The organism is Phycisphaerales bacterium, assembly GCA_016716475.1.
GTDB lineage: Bacteria > Planctomycetota > Phycisphaerae > UBA1845 > Fen-1342 > JADJWG01.
The window spans coordinates 1-16,224 of sequence record JADJWG010000003.1 but is presented as its reverse complement, the minus strand read 5'-3'; the positions used below and the strand labels follow the sequence as shown (position 1 = coordinate 16,224).

Annotated in this window: 19 protein-coding genes, 1 tRNA gene and 3 pseudogenes; 9 read left to right on the top strand and 14 right to left on the bottom strand. The window is 64.7% G+C overall.

Annotated elements, in window-relative coordinates; translation table 11 throughout:
* Positions 1 to 1,762 precede the first annotated feature (1,762 nt).
* The 7 genes and pseudogenes from IPM18_14085 to IPM18_14055 all read left to right on the top strand — a co-directional run bounded on the left by IPM18_14085 (position 1,763) and on the right by IPM18_14055 (position 8,274).
* Positions 1,763 to 2,134 (top strand): hypothetical protein, encoded by a 372-nt coding sequence (locus IPM18_14085; GenBank protein MBK9120705.1) that lies wholly within the window; start codon positions 1,763 to 1,765, stop codon positions 2,132 to 2,134.
* 757 nt (positions 2,135 to 2,891) lie between these two features.
* Positions 2,892 to 3,392: a hypothetical protein gene (locus IPM18_14080; GenBank protein MBK9120704.1), complete on the top strand. Its 501-nt coding sequence runs from the start codon at positions 2,892 to 2,894 to the stop codon at positions 3,390 to 3,392.
* A 274-nt stretch (positions 3,393 to 3,666) separates the two neighbouring features.
* On the top strand, positions 3,667 to 3,870 hold the full coding sequence (locus IPM18_14075) for a helix-turn-helix domain-containing protein (GenBank protein MBK9120703.1): 204 nt from the start codon (positions 3,667 to 3,669) through the stop codon (positions 3,868 to 3,870).
* A gap of 64 nt (positions 3,871 to 3,934) precedes the next feature.
* Complete coding sequence (locus IPM18_14070; GenBank protein ID MBK9120702.1) at positions 3,935 to 5,776, top strand: bifunctional DNA primase/polymerase; 1,842 nt, start codon at positions 3,935 to 3,937, stop codon at positions 5,774 to 5,776.
* Between the two features lie 13 nt (positions 5,777 to 5,789).
* Positions 5,790 to 6,218: a hypothetical protein gene (locus tag IPM18_14065; protein MBK9120701.1), complete on the top strand. Its 429-nt coding sequence runs from the start codon at positions 5,790 to 5,792 to the stop codon at positions 6,216 to 6,218.
* Between the two features lie 306 nt (positions 6,219 to 6,524).
* Positions 6,525 to 6,818: a helix-turn-helix transcriptional regulator gene (locus IPM18_14060; GenBank protein MBK9120700.1), complete on the top strand. Its 294-nt coding sequence runs from the start codon at positions 6,525 to 6,527 to the stop codon at positions 6,816 to 6,818.
* A gap of 1 nt (position 6,819) precedes the next feature.
* Positions 6,820 to 8,274 (top strand): annotated as a pseudogene (locus IPM18_14055) (site-specific integrase).
* Between the two features lie 288 nt (positions 8,275 to 8,562).
* Here IPM18_14055 and IPM18_14050 read toward each other — a convergent pair.
* The 12 genes and pseudogenes from IPM18_14050 to IPM18_13995 all read right to left on the bottom strand — a co-directional run bounded on the left by IPM18_14050 (position 8,563) and on the right by IPM18_13995 (position 13,128).
* Positions 8,563 to 8,636 (bottom strand) — tRNA-Arg (locus IPM18_14050).
* Between the two features lie 293 nt (positions 8,637 to 8,929).
* Positions 8,930 to 9,253 carry a hypothetical protein gene (locus IPM18_14045; GenBank protein MBK9120699.1) on the bottom strand — a complete coding sequence of 108 codons (324 nt, stop codon included), beginning with the start codon at positions 9,251 to 9,253 and terminating at the stop codon, positions 8,930 to 8,932.
* A gap of 50 nt (positions 9,254 to 9,303) precedes the next feature.
* Positions 9,304 to 9,429: a Flp pilus assembly complex ATPase component TadA gene (tadA, locus tag IPM18_14040; GenBank protein ID MBK9120698.1), complete on the bottom strand. Its 126-nt coding sequence runs from the start codon at positions 9,427 to 9,429 to the stop codon at positions 9,304 to 9,306.
* A 1-nt stretch (position 9,430) separates the two neighbouring features.
* Entirely contained in the window at positions 9,431 to 9,550 is a 120-nt protein-coding gene (tadA, locus tag IPM18_14035) for a Flp pilus assembly complex ATPase component TadA (GenBank protein ID MBK9120697.1), read from the bottom strand.
* Complete coding sequence (tadA, locus tag IPM18_14030) at positions 9,528 to 9,671, bottom strand: Flp pilus assembly complex ATPase component TadA (protein MBK9120696.1); 144 nt, start codon at positions 9,669 to 9,671, stop codon at positions 9,528 to 9,530. Before tadA (IPM18_14030) ends, tadA (IPM18_14035) begins: the two co-directional genes overlap by 23 nt.
* The gene (gene tadA / locus IPM18_14025) at positions 9,659 to 9,880 is read right to left on the bottom strand and encodes a Flp pilus assembly complex ATPase component TadA (GenBank protein ID MBK9120695.1); all 222 of its coding nucleotides are present in this window, start codon (positions 9,878 to 9,880) and stop codon (positions 9,659 to 9,661) included. The genes tadA (IPM18_14030) and tadA (IPM18_14025) overlap by 13 nt, the downstream gene beginning before the upstream one ends.
* An 8-nt stretch (positions 9,881 to 9,888) precedes the next feature.
* A complete protein-coding gene (locus IPM18_14020) occupies positions 9,889 to 10,179 on the bottom strand; it encodes a hypothetical protein (GenBank protein MBK9120694.1) in 291 nt (96 codons plus the stop codon).
* Between the two features lie 7 nt (positions 10,180 to 10,186).
* Entirely contained in the window at positions 10,187 to 10,720 is a 534-nt protein-coding gene (locus IPM18_14015) for an STAS domain-containing protein (protein MBK9120693.1), read from the bottom strand.
* A gap of 259 nt (positions 10,721 to 10,979) precedes the next feature.
* Positions 10,980 to 11,369 carry a hypothetical protein gene (locus tag IPM18_14010; protein MBK9120692.1) on the bottom strand — a complete coding sequence of 130 codons (390 nt, stop codon included), beginning with the start codon at positions 11,367 to 11,369 and terminating at the stop codon, positions 10,980 to 10,982.
* Between the two features lie 361 nt (positions 11,370 to 11,730).
* Complete coding sequence (locus tag IPM18_14005; protein ID MBK9120691.1) at positions 11,731 to 12,123, bottom strand: PaaI family thioesterase; 393 nt, start codon at positions 12,121 to 12,123, stop codon at positions 11,731 to 11,733.
* A 96-nt stretch (positions 12,124 to 12,219) separates the two neighbouring features.
* Positions 12,220 to 12,582, bottom strand: a complete 363-nt coding sequence (locus IPM18_14000) for a hypothetical protein (GenBank protein MBK9120690.1) — start codon at positions 12,580 to 12,582, stop codon at positions 12,220 to 12,222.
* Between the two features lie 298 nt (positions 12,583 to 12,880).
* Positions 12,881 to 13,128 (bottom strand): annotated as a pseudogene (locus IPM18_13995) (DUF134 domain-containing protein).
* Positions 13,129 to 13,513: 385 nt separating this feature from the next.
* On the opposite strand from IPM18_13995, the pseudogene IPM18_13990 reads away from it, so the two are divergent.
* Both IPM18_13990 and IPM18_13985 read left to right on the top strand, forming a co-directional pair.
* Positions 13,514 to 14,143: pseudogene (locus tag IPM18_13990) on the top strand (prolyl oligopeptidase family serine peptidase).
* A 264-nt stretch (positions 14,144 to 14,407) separates the two neighbouring features.
* The gene (locus IPM18_13985; protein ID MBK9120689.1) at positions 14,408 to 14,893 is read left to right on the top strand and encodes a hypothetical protein; all 486 of its coding nucleotides are present in this window, start codon (positions 14,408 to 14,410) and stop codon (positions 14,891 to 14,893) included.
* A 69-nt stretch (positions 14,894 to 14,962) separates the two neighbouring features.
* Here IPM18_13985 and IPM18_13980 read toward each other — a convergent pair whose 3' ends face one another.
* Positions 14,963 to 15,643 (bottom strand): hypothetical protein, encoded by a 681-nt coding sequence (locus tag IPM18_13980; GenBank protein MBK9120688.1) that lies wholly within the window; start codon positions 15,641 to 15,643, stop codon positions 14,963 to 14,965.
* 24 nt (positions 15,644 to 15,667) lie between these two features.
* A partial coding sequence (locus tag IPM18_13975; GenBank protein ID MBK9120687.1) for a hypothetical protein occupies positions 15,668 to 16,224 on the bottom strand: 557 nt, incomplete at its 5' end.

Sequence of the window (16,224 nt, the reverse complement as noted above, 5' to 3'; positions counted from 1 at the left end):
GGTGATGAGTGTCATCGGCCTAAGTGATGGGCGCCGCCGCAACTGGATGCCGGGGAGAGTGGCGTTGGCGATGTTGAGGGGAAAACGCAGGATCGGAGGGAGAGTTGGGTAACGTCCTCGCGAAAGATCGCGTCGCCCAGGGCATCAAACCGGGAAAAGAGGGTATCAGCGCGATTCTGGCTGAAGAGGCAGCGGGCGAGGTTGACCCGGGTCCAGCCCCCGCTAGTTAGCGCCCCCCAGAAAGGGCGAGGCTGGTCAAACGAGCAGTCCATGATGTCAACGAAGCTTCCATAGTTCCGCATGGCCGCGTAGCCCTCGGCGGGAGCTTGTTGCTGAAAGTGCAGTTGGCGAAGGTTGGCGGCGGGTCCCGGTGGCGTTGTATGTGTAGACGCCGCCACCGAGCCGGAGGCGACATTCTGGGTGAAGGTGGTGCCGACGAAGCGAGGAAGCCTCGCCATTGAAGACGCCGCCCAACACGGCATGGTTGTCGCGAAAGATGCAGCTTCGGGATGGTCGGTGCGGCGGTGAAGAGAAGCATGCCGCCACCCTGGCGGTTGGGCGCCAGATCCGTTGGCGTTGCCGCCGGTGATGGTGACAGACTGGATGACGGTGCTGCTGCTGACACCGCTGCCCACAAAGACGTGGTAACAGTTGTCGGAATCGAGGTTGGGGGTGCTGTATGTCACCGGAGAGCGTGGTTGCGGATGGCCGCGTCGTTGAAGTCGGGGTTGGGAGCGCCGCAACCGGCGAATCCACCGGTGATGGTGACGCTGGGGAGGAGTGTGAAGGTGGGTTGGCGAGGGTCACCGAGCCCGGTGGGTCGGGTCGGTAGACACCCGCGGCGATGCGGATTTCGGTCCCGGGTTGCGACGGCCAACGCCCGGTGGAGTTCGGTGAAGGCGTGGCACCAGTCGGACCTGTCGGGTGCGTCGGTGGCGTGGGCGTCGACGTAGAGGATGTTGGGCACAGCGGCGGCGGGGACGGAAATAGCGAGCAGGTTTAGCAGCAGTGCCAGGGAGGAATCGGGATTGGGGGCGATGGGTCGAGTGGGTTACGATCGAGGAGGGTGCATGTCGACCTTCTCGTCGACGATGGCGACGGCGGCCGGGATTGACCGTGCGCGTCATGATCTCAGTGTAGCGTCACCGGGGAGTGTTCCCCAAATGGGAGTGGCGATGAGCGCGGCGGCGTCATCAGTGTTGGAAGGGAAACGTTCCCGGCGGGATTCGAACCCACAACCTTCGGCTCCGGAGGCCGACGGTAGCACCCGTAAGGTATTGATAACCAACACACTTGCGGACGGCTCCGCGCCGGTATATCCCGGGTATATCCAAGCCGACGCCGAACTAGGTGAAATCGTGGCGGCGTGGCCGATGCTGCCGGACCTGGTACGGCGCGGGTTGCTGGCGATCGTGCGGGGGGGCTCTGTATGAACGCACCGCCGATAAGGTTGCGGCTGGACGAGGCAAGGCCCGCCGTGGTGGGCCGCTGCTCATTCTGCGGGGTGACATTTTCGAGAGGATGGAATTCGCTCCGTGTGACGTGCGGACGAGCTTGCTCGTTGCGGGCGCGGGCTGTGCGACGGCGGGAGGAAGGCGCCGATCCGACGCCGGAGGAAATTGAGCAAAGGGCTGCCGAGATTCGCAAGGGATGGTCGGCAGCTGAACGCGAGCGGAGAAGGGTTGCGAAACTCGGCGAATGGCGGGTACCGGATGTTCGCGTGGCACGACGACGATGACGAACCCGGGAAGGATACAAGCACATGCTTACGATCGACTCTAATGAACTCGTACAATTCCGCGGCCGGGCGGGTGGCGGGTTCGCGCCCGCTGGTATCGCAAGGACGGTCACGAATTCCGGCAAGGATGCGGCGGGATACTCCGTAGCAACCATCCCGGCGGCGCCGTGGCTTGAAACGGGTGGCGGGCTCGGGGGTGAACTTCTACCCGACGAGAGCGTAGTGCTATTGATCGGGGTGACAAGCGAAGCTGCCGCGCTGGCACCGGGTGAGTACGTCGCAACGGTGCGGATTACGAGTGAGCCCGGCGGCACTGCGGCGGGTGAGGTTGTGGTGCGGCTTGTGGTGCGCGGACTCCGCGGCATGGTGGGATTCGGTTCGCGCCGGGAAATTTGAGCTGGTTCAGGGAGCGCAGGGGCGGCGGGTATGTGGCACCGCGGGGTTGACCCGGTGCCCCCCCCCTTTTGGGGGGTGGGCAGGTTCTTTGCTGGGGCCCCCCGGCCCCTGCGAACATAAGCCGCAGATATTCTAGCGAAACAAGGTATTCAATCCGAATGGCGGTGAATGGCGTTAGCGCGCTGGAATCGCGGATTTCCCTAGAAATCTGTAGCAACGGTTACACTTGAACCCGCCATTTCATGGGGGCGCGGCAGAATCGCGGACGGTGGTGGGTGCCTGTAGTCATGGCTGCCACAAGTAGTTGACTCCACAAAATGTAGCATGTACAATTTCTGGCATGAGCAGGGACGCTACAACGATCCTCCGGTGGCTTTCGGAACGGGTGCGAACGCAGCCGATATCTAGAATCTCGAAGGCCACTGGCCTTGCTCGCACAACGCTGCGCCGGGTTGCGCGTGGTGAGGGGTGCTCACTTCGGACCGGCGAACGGCTGCTTACCTACTTTTTGGGTGATTGGGTTGGAGAATGGAAATGACGAAGTCTGAGGATAGGGCGGTACAATCGCTGGGGAACATGCTTGGCTTTGCTAAGCGTCAAGGGGTGGGCCTGGCCGCGGTAATGAAAATGCTAACGAACGATGAGATTGAATTGTGTAATCGCTTCGCTACCGATCGGCGCATTCGCGACAACCTTTCTCGCCCTGTAAACACCCCAAAGAGGCCGCAGCACGCTGCAAAAAAGGGGAGGAAATAGTATGGCGCGGAAAACTATGCTTGAACCCGTCACGCTGGACCCCCTGGCGGGGCTGCTCGAACACCGACGCGCGGAGCAAGCCGAGCTTTCAGCCGACGCGGCGCGCGAAGCGGCGCGCCGTGCCGAGTGCTGGAAAACGCTGGTATCGGTTCTGGCCAAACCGGGTGCATCGAAATCCGAGCTTGTCGCGGCCAACGAAGCGGCTGCCGAACTCGGCATCGACGATGGCGGCATCCGCGGGGTGCATGAAGCGCTCAAAGAACGCATGCGGCTGCAATCGCTCGCATCCGAGCTTGAAGCGCGCGAACTCGCGCGGGTTGCGGCGGTGCGGGCAGTGCTCAGCTTCGCCGAGAGCGCGGAGCAGCGCCTTCGCGAGTTGAAGCTGACTTCTTCGCGTGCATCCGCCGCAAAACGCGAGGCAATGGCCGCACGCGACTTGCTCGCGAGCTGGCCGGAGCGGCACCCCGAGCTGGCCGCGGCGGTGAACGAGTTGCCAACCTAATCTGCCATGGCGGCGGGTGGCCTGAGGATATGCCCACCCTGCCTGTCTCTTGGCCGGTCGGCGCGTGATCCAAGCGCGTCGGCCGGTTTTTTTTGTGCGCTGAGGGGTAGGGGCTGTACACTGGTACACTGGTACACTGGTACAATGGTACACTGGTACAATGTACCACAATTTATACCTACAAACACCCGCGATAACCCCTGATATTCTGTAGTGCTGTGGTATGATCGCCGCACACAAGCGCACCGCATTGCGCGCAAGAAAGGACTGTTTTATGGATTCGAGAACTACAGAGACGGTACCGATGCTGGCTGATGTGCGCGCCGTAGCCGGACTGCTTGGCTGCTCGGCAAACCACGTTCGCCGACTGTCCGACGCGGGGCGGATGCCCAAGCCGTTGAGGGTGGGCGGCCTAGTCAAGTGGAGGCGCTCCGACGTGTTGGATTGGATTGCGAACGGTTGCCCGCGGGCACGGTAGGCAAAAAAAGGCCCGCCACGGTCTACGCTACCGTGGCGGGTCCAAACACAAGGAGCCGAGTACAATGCCACAAGATACTAGCAATTCAAGTAACGCATGTCAAATGGCGGGTGAACGCTACCTTGCGGCGGGGCTCTGCGCGCTCCCGGCCGATGCGCGACACAAGCGGCCGCGCGGCTCGTGGAAGCGATACCAGACGGAGCGGCCGACTCGGTTTGAGTTAGGCAACTGTGACGGCGTGGCTGTTGTCTGCGGTGCGGCTAGCGGCGGGCTCGAAACGCTGGATTTTGACGCCCCCGACGCTTTTACGGCATGGGCGGATGCCGTCCCGCCCGAGCTGCTCGCGCGACTCTATATTGAACGCACACCGCGCGGCGGCGCGCACGCTATCTACCTCGTGACGGGTGGCGCGCAAGGCAATCAAAGGCTCGCATCGCGCATCGGCGCCGACGGGCGGCCGGAAGTGCTGATCGAAACCCGCGGCGAAGGTGGGCTCGTGCTCGTGGCCCCGACGCCGGGGTATGTGGCGACGAATGGCGAACTCGCCGCGCTGCCGACGCTCTCGCGGGCTGAACGTGACGCACTGATAAAGGCTGCGAAGGCGCTCGATGAACTCGAACCCGCCACCGTGGGGGGGCCCGACGACGACACGGACGACGACTCACCGTGCTTTGTGGCGCGCGACTTCGCCGAACGCGGCGACGTGCGCGGACTTCTGGAAAGGCACGGGTGGACATTCGTCGGGATGGGCGACGGCACGAATGAATTGTGGCGGCGCCCCGGCAAAGACGGCGACGGGCATAGCGCCACCTGGAACGGCGCGAAGTTTTATGTCTTTTCGACGGCCGCACCGCCGTTCGCATCCGGGACGGCATACGATGCGCTCGGCGTGCTCGCGACGCTGGAACACAATGGCGACGTTCAACAGGCAATCCGGGCGGCCGAGCGCGAGGGCTTCGGGACGTTCGGTGTCGATCTAACACACCTGCTCGCAGCACTCGACGCTAAGCCCCCTACCCATGGCGGGCTGGCATTTGCCGACGTGCTCGACGATCTATTAGCGGCAGCGCTGGACGGGCGGCCGCTCGTGAAAACGCTGGCTACTGGCTGCGAATTACTTGACGAATCCGGCGGGCTTGCGTGCGGCGAATATCTGGGCCTGGTGGGCTCACCGGGCGTAGGAAAAACGCTGCTGGCCGACGCGCTGACGCTGGGCGTACTTCGGGCCGACGCTGATGCAACGGCGCTGACTGTGGCGCTCGAGACTGCGCCCGCTGTGAGGGTCGCGCGACTCGTGGCCGGGCAGGCTGTACGGTTCAACCCCGCCACCGGTGTTGAACGTTTCTTGCCGCTCTCCGACTTGCTGCGCGGCGAACTCGATCCAGCCGGGCGGGAGTTGCTGTGTGAAACGGCCGCGGCGCTTGGCGACGAAATCGGCACTAGGTGGCGATTCAACACTGACGCCGATTCGGCGGGCGCGATTGCGGCGCTCGTGCGCAGAACTCGGCCGACGCTGCTGGTGGTGGATCATATCGGGTTGCTCACGCTCAACGGCGACGACCCCGTGGCCGGGCTTGACGGCGCGCTAGCCGCGATTCAATCCGCGCTTCGCGAGAGCGAGGCGGCCGCGATTCTCGTCGGCGAGTTGTCGAAGAGCGCGCTCCGGAGCGGCGACACTTCGCTTGCGAGCGTGCGCGGCTCGGCGCGGTTCGCGTCGCTCGCCGGGCAAGTGTTGAGCCTGTCCCGCGACAACGAGAGCGGCGACGGCGATCCGTGTTTGAAATTGGCCCTGACAAAGTGTCGGCACGGTCGCGCGCACCTTGAGCAATCCGCCGAACTGCTGGGCGGGCTCGGGCTCGTGCGGTTGCTGCCCGGCGTGCATCCGATGGGGGCGCGCGGTGACTAAGGAACGCGCACGCTTGCAAGCACGTTACGCCAAGCCGCGGCCCGAACCCGCCACGGTTAAGGCGGTGCCGAAACCCGCCACGGGGGCTCGCGGGCGCAAGGCCGCGCCAAAGCCGATCCGGGCACGCGGCCGGAAAACGCGGCGCGGGACGGTGCGTGAGCTGCACAAGGCGTGCTCGGCGGCGCCCGTGGTTTACCTGGCCCTGCTCGACCTGGCCGGTAGATCAACAGTTTGCACGCCGACACGGGAAACGTTGAGCGCCGCGACGGGCATACCGCGGTTGAAAACGATCTCCGCCGCGCTGACGGCGCTCGAGAAAGCGAGCTGGATTCGGCGCGCCCACGTTCCGGTGCTCGTGGGCTCCAAGCGGACGGCAACGCTGCTCCGAATTCAGATATTAGGTAAGGGGCGCTACGCGCCCTCTACGGGCCGATTTACATAGGGCGCTGCCCCTCTACGCGTTTGCGTAGAGGGGCGCGTAGCCCCTAGACTTTCCCTATGGGAAAGGCGCGACGCGCCGCTTTTTCCCCTGAGGGGGCGGCGGTCGCGGGGTGAGTTTGGCGCGACCGCGCCGGAACAAGGTGGGGCTGAGCGTTATTAGGCTCTCCCTAAAGGGAGAGAGCGCCGCGCGCCGCTCGCTCCCCCTTCGGGACGCTCCGCGGCGGCGGCGAGCTGGGTTTGCGCACAACCCAAGGTGGCGGGTTTTAGTGGCGTTTGACAACGGCCGCGGGCGGGGGATACTAGGGGCATGGAAACCCTGCTCGAAACCTTGCGGGCGGCACTGGCGGCCGACGGCCGTGGCGTGAACGAACTTGGCCGCGCGTCTGGCGTGGGTGGCGGCATTGTGTCACGCTTCCTGCGGGGCGAGCGGGGCGTTTCCCTTACCGTGGCGGGCAAACTCGCGTCCGCGCTAGGGCTCGTGCTCGTAAAACGCGAGGAAACGGGGCGCCATTCAACGCGGGCACGCTCCAAGGGGGAGCGGGCGGCAGGGACGCGGAAAGCTCGGCAGACGGGCGGGAAAGCACCGAGAAAGGAATCCTAGCATGGCTCGAATCTTCCGGCCGGTAAGTATGCGGCCGATTCCCGCGGGCGCGAGCTTGAAGCGGAAGCGCGGCCGGGAGGGGGTGGCGTGGCGGGATTCCCGCGGCCGGGAACGGTGGGCGCCGGTGGCGGTGACGCGTGGCGGTGAACGGCGTATCGCGCTCGAATCGCGGTTATGGTTCGCCGAGTTTCGCGACGCCGACGGACTCCGGCGGCGCGTCCCGACGGGGTGCGCGACGGAAGAAGGCGCCCGGGCCGAATTGGCTCGGCTCCTGAAAGAGAATGATCGGGTGCGCGCGGGTGTGCTCACGCGCGGCGAAGCGCGCGCGGCCGAACATGGCGGGACTGGGCTAGGAGAGCATATTGCCGCGCACTTGGACGCGCTCGCGGTGACGGTGAACCGGAAAACGGGATTCCCTAGCTCGCCGAAACATCGACGGATGCGACGGGACCTGCTGACACGCGCGGCCGCGGCTCTCGGGTGGACGAAGCTCGCGGACTTGCATCGGGCCGCGCTCGAAAGGTGGCTCGCGGGCCTGATGCAATCGAGGCCGGACGGCACGCCGGGGCTCTCACCACGGACGCGGAACACGTTCGCGATATCGTGGTGCGCTTTCGCGGGCTGGTGCGTCGAAACCGGGCGGCTCATGGTGAACCCGTTTCAGCGCATGGCGGCGGCTTCCGAGCGGGCCGACACGCGACGACGACGGCGGGCACTCTCGGCCGGTGAACTCATTCGCTTGATTGACGCGGCGCGACGGCGCCCCGTGGCGGAACTTGGGCGGCCGACGGTGAAGCTCCCGAAGCCGGACGGCACTCGACGCGGCGCGTGGGCATATGCGGAACTCACGCCGGACAACCTGGGCGAGTGTGAAGCGCGGGCCTACGCGCTCCGGGATGAAGCCGACGGCGACCAGCGGGCGCGACTCACCGAGCGTATCGCCGCGGCGGAGCGGGCGGGCCGACGGCGGGCGCTGCTGTGGAAGTGCTTCGCGCTGACGGGGCTCCGCCGTGGCGAACTCGCGTCGGTGCGGGTGGCGGACGCGAAGCTCGACGGACCGGCGCCGGTGCTGGTGCTCCGGGCCGAGAATGAGAAATCACGCCGGGGGGCCGAAATCCCGCTCCGGGGCGATTTGGCGGCGGACCTAGCTCAACACTTGGCCGAGCGGCTGCGCGCGCGACAGGCGCAAGCGAAGGCCGCTTCCCGGCCGCTTCCCGCGCGGCTGGACGGCGCCGAAGCGCTGCTCGAAGTGCCTATCGAAGTGCGGAGAATGTTGGATCGAGACTTGCGCGCGGCCGGGATTTCCAAGGTGGACGACGACGGCCGGACGTTTGACGTGCACGCGCTCCGCGCGACGTTCAACACGTTACTAGCCGTGGCGGGCGTGAACCTGACCGAGCGGGCAATCCTGATGCGGCACGCGGCCGAAGGTGTAACGGACGAACATTACCGCGACGCGCGGCTTGTGGACGTGCGGGCCGCGCTCGACAAGCTCCCGGCACTCCCGCTCGACGGCGAAATTGTCGCGTCGCGACAGGCAACCGGGACGCTCGGGGGCGGGATGAATAAATCACTAGCGGCGGCCAGTATATCCCCAGTATATCCAGCCGGTGGGAATCCGAGCGCATCGGTGGGTATTGCTGATAACCCGATCTCGTTTCGCGAATTTCGCGGAACGTCCGTAAGTGTTGGAAATAGCAACGCTTGTGCATCGGTGGGTATCACTGGTGATAGTAGAGGGAAACGTTCCCGGCGGGATTCGAACCCACAACCTTCGGCTCCGGAGGCCGACGCTCTATCCAGTTGAGCTACAGGAACTTCGCTCGCTCGGGGCGGCCTCCGCCGCACCGCGCGGAGAATCAGTCTACGCTCCCCTGCCGCTACGTCAAGCTGGAACCCCCGGAGACCCAACGCCAAGCCCCCCGGTATGCACGCCCCCGGCCGCGCAAATTTCAATTCGTCCGCCAACCGAACCTGCCAAGCCGAATGTGACACCACTGAAGGGGTATCGAAAAGACGGTCCGACCTGTGCAATGCGACCATCGTAATCGACAGCTATCTCTCGCCGGTCCACATCTCCGAGACACTCTGCATCAACTCCTCGATCGTGGTCAGGCCCCGCAACCCCGCCAACTTCCCGCCTGAGCGATCGTCAGTAATTCGTTGGCCGCCGCCCAGTCATAGATCGTCCGCGCCGTGGCCCCCTGGCTGATCATCCGCCGGACATCGTCATCGGCCACCAGCACCTCGAAGATACCCGTGCGTCCCCGATACCCTGAGAAGCGGCAGTCTGCACACCCGCGCCCAAACGACAGCATCGGCCGCTCTCCGGGCTCCAGGTGCCGCAGCACATCGTCGAGCAGCGTAACGTCGGCCGTCTCTTCCAGCGTCACGGTACAACTTGGACAAAGCTTCCGCAGCAACGTCTGCGCCACGGCGCCACGGAACGACCGTGCCACGAAGTGCGGATGTGCCCCCAGTGCAATCAGACTCTCCGCGCGGCCGCACAGTGAATCGCGTGTGTGGTCGCAAAGACCAGTCGCCCGCTGTTGGCGGCCCGCACTACTGCGTCCGCCGTCTCTGCGTCGCGCACCTCACCGATCATGATCACGTTAGGGTCCTGGGCGCAGTACGCTCCGCACCAGCGTCGGGAAGTCCAGCCCGATCTTGCGGTTCACCTGCGCCTGATCCACGTGTGGCAGGTCGTACTCAACCGGGTTCTCCACGGTCACGATCTTGCGATGCTCCCCGGATAAGCGCATTCAGCATCGCATACAGCGTCGTCGTCTTTCCCGCCCCGGTGGCACCCGTCACCAGGATCAAACCACTCGGCGACTGGATCAGGTCGTGCACCGCCCGCAGTTGCTCACCACCAAACCGAGCTGTTCCAACTGTAGCCGCCCCGCGTCCCGATCCAGCAGCCGGATCGCCACCGCCTCGCCGTGGTTCGTCGGCAGTACTGAAACACGCAGGTCGATCGGCCGTCCGTCGATTCCGAGCGTGGCGTGGCCATCCTGCGGGCGCCGGCGATCGGCGACATCCAGCAGCGCCATGATCTTCACGTGATTCGTCAACCGCTGACCGAGTTCCGTCGGCAGCACCCCTGCCGCCACAACCGCCCATCGATGCGCACCGCGATGTGCAGCCCGTCGGCCTGATTTGTCAGGTGGATGTCGCTCGCCTGCTCCCGCACGGCCGCCGTCCCCAGCCGGTCCCAAATGTCCGGACCGTCCAAGCCACGCATCATCAGCAAGGGGATATCGATCAAGCGTCCCGGCGAGGCCGGACGCCCATTCGCCGTTGGGGCGAGCGCCGGCACCAAGGATGACTGCGGGGTGGCAGTTGCGGTCATCGTCGTCATCGCACACCTACTCCCATGGGCGACCACATTGGTAGCACCAGGCAAACATGAACAGGCCGAAGTTGGTTACGGCAGCCGTGCCGCCAAGCGTGGCCGCGGCGATGGATTCGTGGACTCCCAGTTCGGCCCACGCCCCCGGAGTGTGGGCGCAGCGGCATCCTTTCCGGTTTCCGGCGGCGTACCTGCCAGCTCCGCACACGCACCAAGCACGGTTGGCCCGGAGCAGCGCCAACCGGTCGAGTCCGACGGCTTCGAAAATACGTACGATTCGCGTCGGAACCTGTGCGAACGCAACAGCCAATCCCCGTGCCCGAGCCGTCTGGATCAGCAGGAACAGGGCTCCCACACCCGCCGAGCTGACAAAGTTCACCGCACCGAGATCCAAGATGATGCCCGCCGGCGTCGGTCGTTCCTGGAGCTGTCGTTCGACCTCCGGCACCAGCGTGGCGCGGTCCTCCCAGCACAATTCACCCCGGCACACGATCAGGAAATAGCCGTCGGCCACATCCTGGAACTCGAATTTGGGGAGCGCCTGCTGCATATCGCCTCCAGATCACCATGGGCACCCCCGCCGGCATGCTCGCGTTGGTGCTTCTACACTCAGCGGTACGCGACCGCGGTACTACCAGTATCGGTCGAGAGTGGGTGTTGCTGCGGCTGGGCGGCGGAATCGCCCGGTTACCGATAACGTTGCGTAAAAGGAATGTTGCACCGGCACAGCCCCGGTGCGAAAGTCCTCTGCTAGGCCCGCTCCGGCACTCCTGGGAACGGCCGCGGTCGAGCCATCTTCCATGACAGGTTCATCTGTAAGGCGGACAAGCAAGCACGGCTGTAAGGCCGGAACTGATCGAGAGGAGCAGTGGGAAGAGCGACACCGACCCCACGTCGAGCATGGCCACAGTTAAAATCGCCACCAGCAGAGTTAACGATAACCACAGCGAGCCGCGCAGCCCCCAGGCAACCCGCCGCCAGATCAGCATCGCCAAGCCGATATACACCAGTCCCGACAGCACTGTGAAACTGCTTACGGCAAAGAGCTCAATTCGCGGGGGCTGATTACTTGTAAGGCGGTGCAAAATAACGGGCGCAAAGCCCCACGCCAGCAATGACACGCCGAAAACCAGCGCAGACATGTGGGCCAGAAAGATCGCATGGGCCAGTGGCAGCAAGGCTCGCGTGGGATCGCGCATCGCACCATACCTCCCACATCGTTTATCGAGCTGCTCCGGTCGCGAACTTACGCCGCCTGCACGAATTCCGGACAATCCGCACATCGAAAGCGGGTACGGACGCAGTGCGTTCATGCTCCGTCTACACCCTTCGTAGCGTGTTCCTGCACCGTGGAGAGCAAGTCCGGTACTTACATTCACCTGGTTCGATTTCTTGGGGGTGTGGTGCCACCAGTCCCCCAAAACGCAATCTCACTCAAACGACCTGGTGCCCCCGCAGGAATCATCATGCAGTGGTGATCGACCCTGGCCGTGTACTTCAACAACGCTGGTACCGATAACCAGATCCGTTCCCCAACACCGACCGGCGGCGCTCCTCGGGTCAGATCGGTGTGCACCCCTGCGCCGTGCTACCGTCCACCACCCCGTAGAAGCTCGCCTTCGCCGACGCACACAGCTCACGCTGTTGCCGCACCTCGCTCTCCAGAAAGTAGATCGGGGCACGACCGTCACATACCCACGCACGCACTTCCGCGCACTGATGAAGCAGCACCGGCCGGTGATACTGGATTTGCAGGCGTGCTGTGAATCCCCGCACACCCCGCGCGAAGAGGCAATGAGTCATCGCGGCGTCGAGTAGCGTTGCCACAATGCCACCGTGCAACCGATCAGGGTAACCTTGGTAGGCGGCGTCGCAGGCGAACTCTGCGACCACGAAACCGGCATCCTCAGCGACAAAGCGCAACCCAATCCACCCGCCTCGATGTCTTTGCATGCGACACACGCCGGGTGACAACTCGCACTCGCGGCTGCCAGGATGTCCGCCCCGGCCTGGTACGAAACTGGTTCTGAACTCCTCATTACCGCCCGCTCATCCACTGTGCCGCCCGCAACCACTCCCACACGCCTTCGGCAAAGCGCCGGCTGCGTAAAGCTGCGCCGCCTCTTCGACCCCATCCACTCCGCAGACGTACGCATCAATATCGCGACCGGCCAAATCCACCACGAGCCGGGGTCCAAGCCCCCGCGTCACGAGTACGCGGCAGTCGCCCAGCGCAGTCAGCAGCGGTCCATGGGCATGATGCTCACCGGATCCGCCATGTTCATGCTCACCATGACACTCCCCCCGCGCGTGCGCCGTGAATGTGTTTTGCCGATACCCAATGCGTATCGCTGTGTTACCCATCAACTCGTAGACCACGAACCCAGCACACCTTCCCGTATGTTGTGCCACCCGCAATCCGTCGTCTGAGGCCACCGCGATTCTCATCCCTTTGTCTCCTGCACCACCCCGTCCGTAACCTCCCGACTTCGTTGCGCCCAACCGCGCCGCCGTCGGCAGCGCCGGCCGTCGCCACCGCGGTGCGGTTCACGACCCGCATCCACGCGATGAATCTGGCTACTCTTGCAATGTGGACACTCGCCTGGCCACCCGGTCCCGAACGGAACCTCGAACCGGCCAGTACACGCCGCACTCGAACGTGCGCTCGGAGGCCGTCATCACAGCACCTCCTTGAATTACTAGCATCTTCGTCTCGCACAGCCGCAGCAACCTTGTGCCGCGCATCGCTCCAGCACCGCCCGAAGGTCGGACGCGAAATCCCCATCCGATCGGCCGCTGCTTCGTGATAGAGCCCCTCGAAATCCGCAAGTCGCAGCGCTTCCAGCTGTCCAGCGCCAACTCGACCGTGTCCAGTTGGCGGCCTGCACACCCGCCGGGCTTGAACCGGCAGATGCTCGGCTGTTGTCCAATCAGTCGACATTTGTGGGGTCGCGACATGACCTGCATTCCTCATCCCTAATTATGGACATATGCTCATAATAAGTCAAGGTCGATTCCGGGCTGTCCTGATGCCCATCGCGGTGGGCAACTCTTCCGCAGCGCTCGCCGCTCTCGAACCGGCCCGCGCAGACCGCCTCCCAACCCCTCCGCTACAATGTCTGCCTGACTGAAGTCGCAATCCATCTGATTGGCTCACCTGCGGAGCACTGCATGTCTCGACAACCCGGCACGCATCCCGGGCGCGTATTCCACCCTGCCGCCGCCTCCTGCTGGCGGCTCCTGCCCGTCGCCTGTCACCAGCCGCGCTTGGAGCCCGCCATGCAGACCGTTGACGGCCACAGTTCCCAGCACTTCGAGCCGCACCATCCAGAAAACGCTCGCGATGCAGTACCTGCTGTATTTCCCTCCCGACTACACCGCCGACGCAGGCCGCCGCTGGCCCCTGCTCGTCTTCCTGCATGGCTCAGGCGAGCGCGGCAACGACCTGCGACGAGCTGCTATCCACGGCCCGCCGAAACACATCGCCGCCGGCCGGCATTTCCCCCTTCATCGTCGCCACCCCAGTGCCCTGCCGACCGCTGGTGGGACCACGAAGTCGTTTTTGCGCTCATCGACGAGTTGGTTCTGCGCCACCGCATCGATCCCGACCGCATTTATCTCACCGGCCTGAGTATGGGCGGCTTCGCCACCTGGGGAATGGCCATGGAGCGGCCGGATTACTTCGCGGCCATTGCCCCCGTCTGCGGCGGCGGGAACCGCCACCAGGCCACCCGCCTGAAGGACCTCCCCGTCTGGGCTTTCCACGGAGCAGAAGACATGGTGGTACCGCCGGAGCCGCTCCCAGGAACTCGTCGAAGCCATCCGCGCCGCCGGCGGGCAGCCCCGCCTTACGATCTACCCCGGCGTCGGTCACAACAGTTGGGAGCCCGCCTACGACGACCCCACGCTCTACACGTGGCTACGTGCCCAGCGCCGCGGCCAGCCCCCTGCCCCGGAGACTCACACACCATGACCCGCAGCCCCTCAAACCTCATGTGCACCTGGTTCGCGGCGAGTTGTGTTCTCGCTACGCTCATCGGCTGCGCGCCACGTACCCAACCCGGTCTGAACATCAATCAATTCACGGGCACATACACTCGTAAGGTCACGCTCGACTACCTGCTGTACCTGCCGAGCGACTATGTCGCCGACTGCTGCACCTATCGCCCGGTCATTGTGTTCCTGCACGGCGCCGGTGAGCCGCGGCCACGATCTCGAACTCCTCAAGCAGACCGGCTTGCCCAAGCAGCTCGCCGCCGGCCGGGAGTTTCCATTCATCATCATCGCGCCGCAATGTCCGCCAGGTCAGTGGTGGCGGCCCGACGAGGTAATCGCCCTCCTCGACCACGTCCTGAACTGGGTGAATGGCGACCCTGACCGCATCTACCTCACTGGGCTCAGCATGGGGGGTACGGGGACATGGCTCACCGCGGCCGAGTACCCGGACCGCTTTGCGGCGATTGCCCCGATCTGCGGCCGCTCGCTGCCGATCCGGGCACCGGCCGTGAAGAACCTGCCGATCTGGGTCTTCCACGGTGATGCTGAGCCGCCGGTGCAGAACAGGTCCGGTTCACGATCATCCCGGGAGGCCCCACAACGTGTGGGACGATGTCTACGCGGGAGAAGATCTCTACGCATGGTTCCTGCAGCACCGCCGGAGCCCCTAGCTCTGCGCGACATCGCATTCAAACCGTTCGAGCAGGTGTTGGCACCCGCTTTCTAGGGCTGCGGGGAAGGTCGTGGCCAGAAACGCAGATTGCCCTTGCCGCTCGGGTCATGCTCTCCGCCGTGGTCAACGCCACTCGCCCAGGGCATACAGCTCGAAGCCGTTCTCCGTCAGCCGATAGCGAAAGGGCTGCTCCGTGAACGGATCCACTGCGAACCGCCCAACCTCGAGTGCTTCGAGCGAGTCCGGATAGACCCCGTAACGCTGTCGGTACGCTTGCACCTGCGAGATCAGGACCGTGGCGCGCGTCGTGGCCTCGCTCCGTGTGCGGATGGCATGCACACGGCCAATCGCCGGAATCAACGCGCGCAGCATCGGGTTGGTGCTGGTCTGGGTGCGCGCCTCCACCTCGGCGATCAGCCCCGACCCCACCGGAAACGACTGGTCCAGCCCGGACTCGAGCGCTTCGTAGAAGCTCTCCGCCTCGCGCACCATGGCCTCATACTCCTCCGGCACCATCTCCTCCAGGAGTGCGGAACGCGTGGACAAGGCCGTGTCATCGTCAACCAGCGGTACGATGGCATCAATCACCTGGTAATCGGGAATGAATGCATCGCGCCCGACATCGTACTTCCACACCCGCTGGATCGTGTCGCGAAAGAACGCGCGCTCTCCCAGCAGCGCTAGTTGCCCCTGGCCCGCCCGCTCGGCCGTCGATACGAGTCGCTCCGCAACCGCCGTGTAATCGAAGGCGTCGCCGGTGTGCTCGTACAGGTCCAGGATGCTGCCATGAGCCAGCGACTGCATGGCCAATCCCACGAGGTCCTCGGATCAACGTCGCACCGCCGCGCAGGTGCCCCCTGCCGCCGCCGTGTCGATCAGTAACTCAGCGGCCTCGCCCGGGCGGCCTTCTGCCGCGAGTCGACGACTCTCGAAAACTGACAACCGGGCGAGTTGCCGCATGGGTGCCAGTTCCGGCAAAAGCACGCTGATAAGCATGCCGTCCTCGCTCTGACGCTGCCAACTCCGCGCGGGTAACTGCGCGCCGGCCCGGAACATTTCCAGTGCCGCCGTGTTGGCATCCAGAAAGGACTGCATTTCCGGCAGAAAGAGCGCCTCATCCTCGCGCGCCGCGCGCTCGTAAAGCTCTGGATCGCCATTGTAGTCCTGATACGCGGCAATGGCCGCATTGTACAAGGGAGCGGCATCGGGCCCCGCGACCTGCCCGAGCTCGTTCATCCATGACACGTAGTCCACACGCTCGACAGGGTTCGGCCATGGCAGGGCCACACCATGGTGATAGGTCACAAGGGGTAGTTCTGCCTCCTGCGGTTCCACCGCGCTGCGGCTCTCCGTCACCACCGTATCCGCTTGTGCCAGTGTCTTGA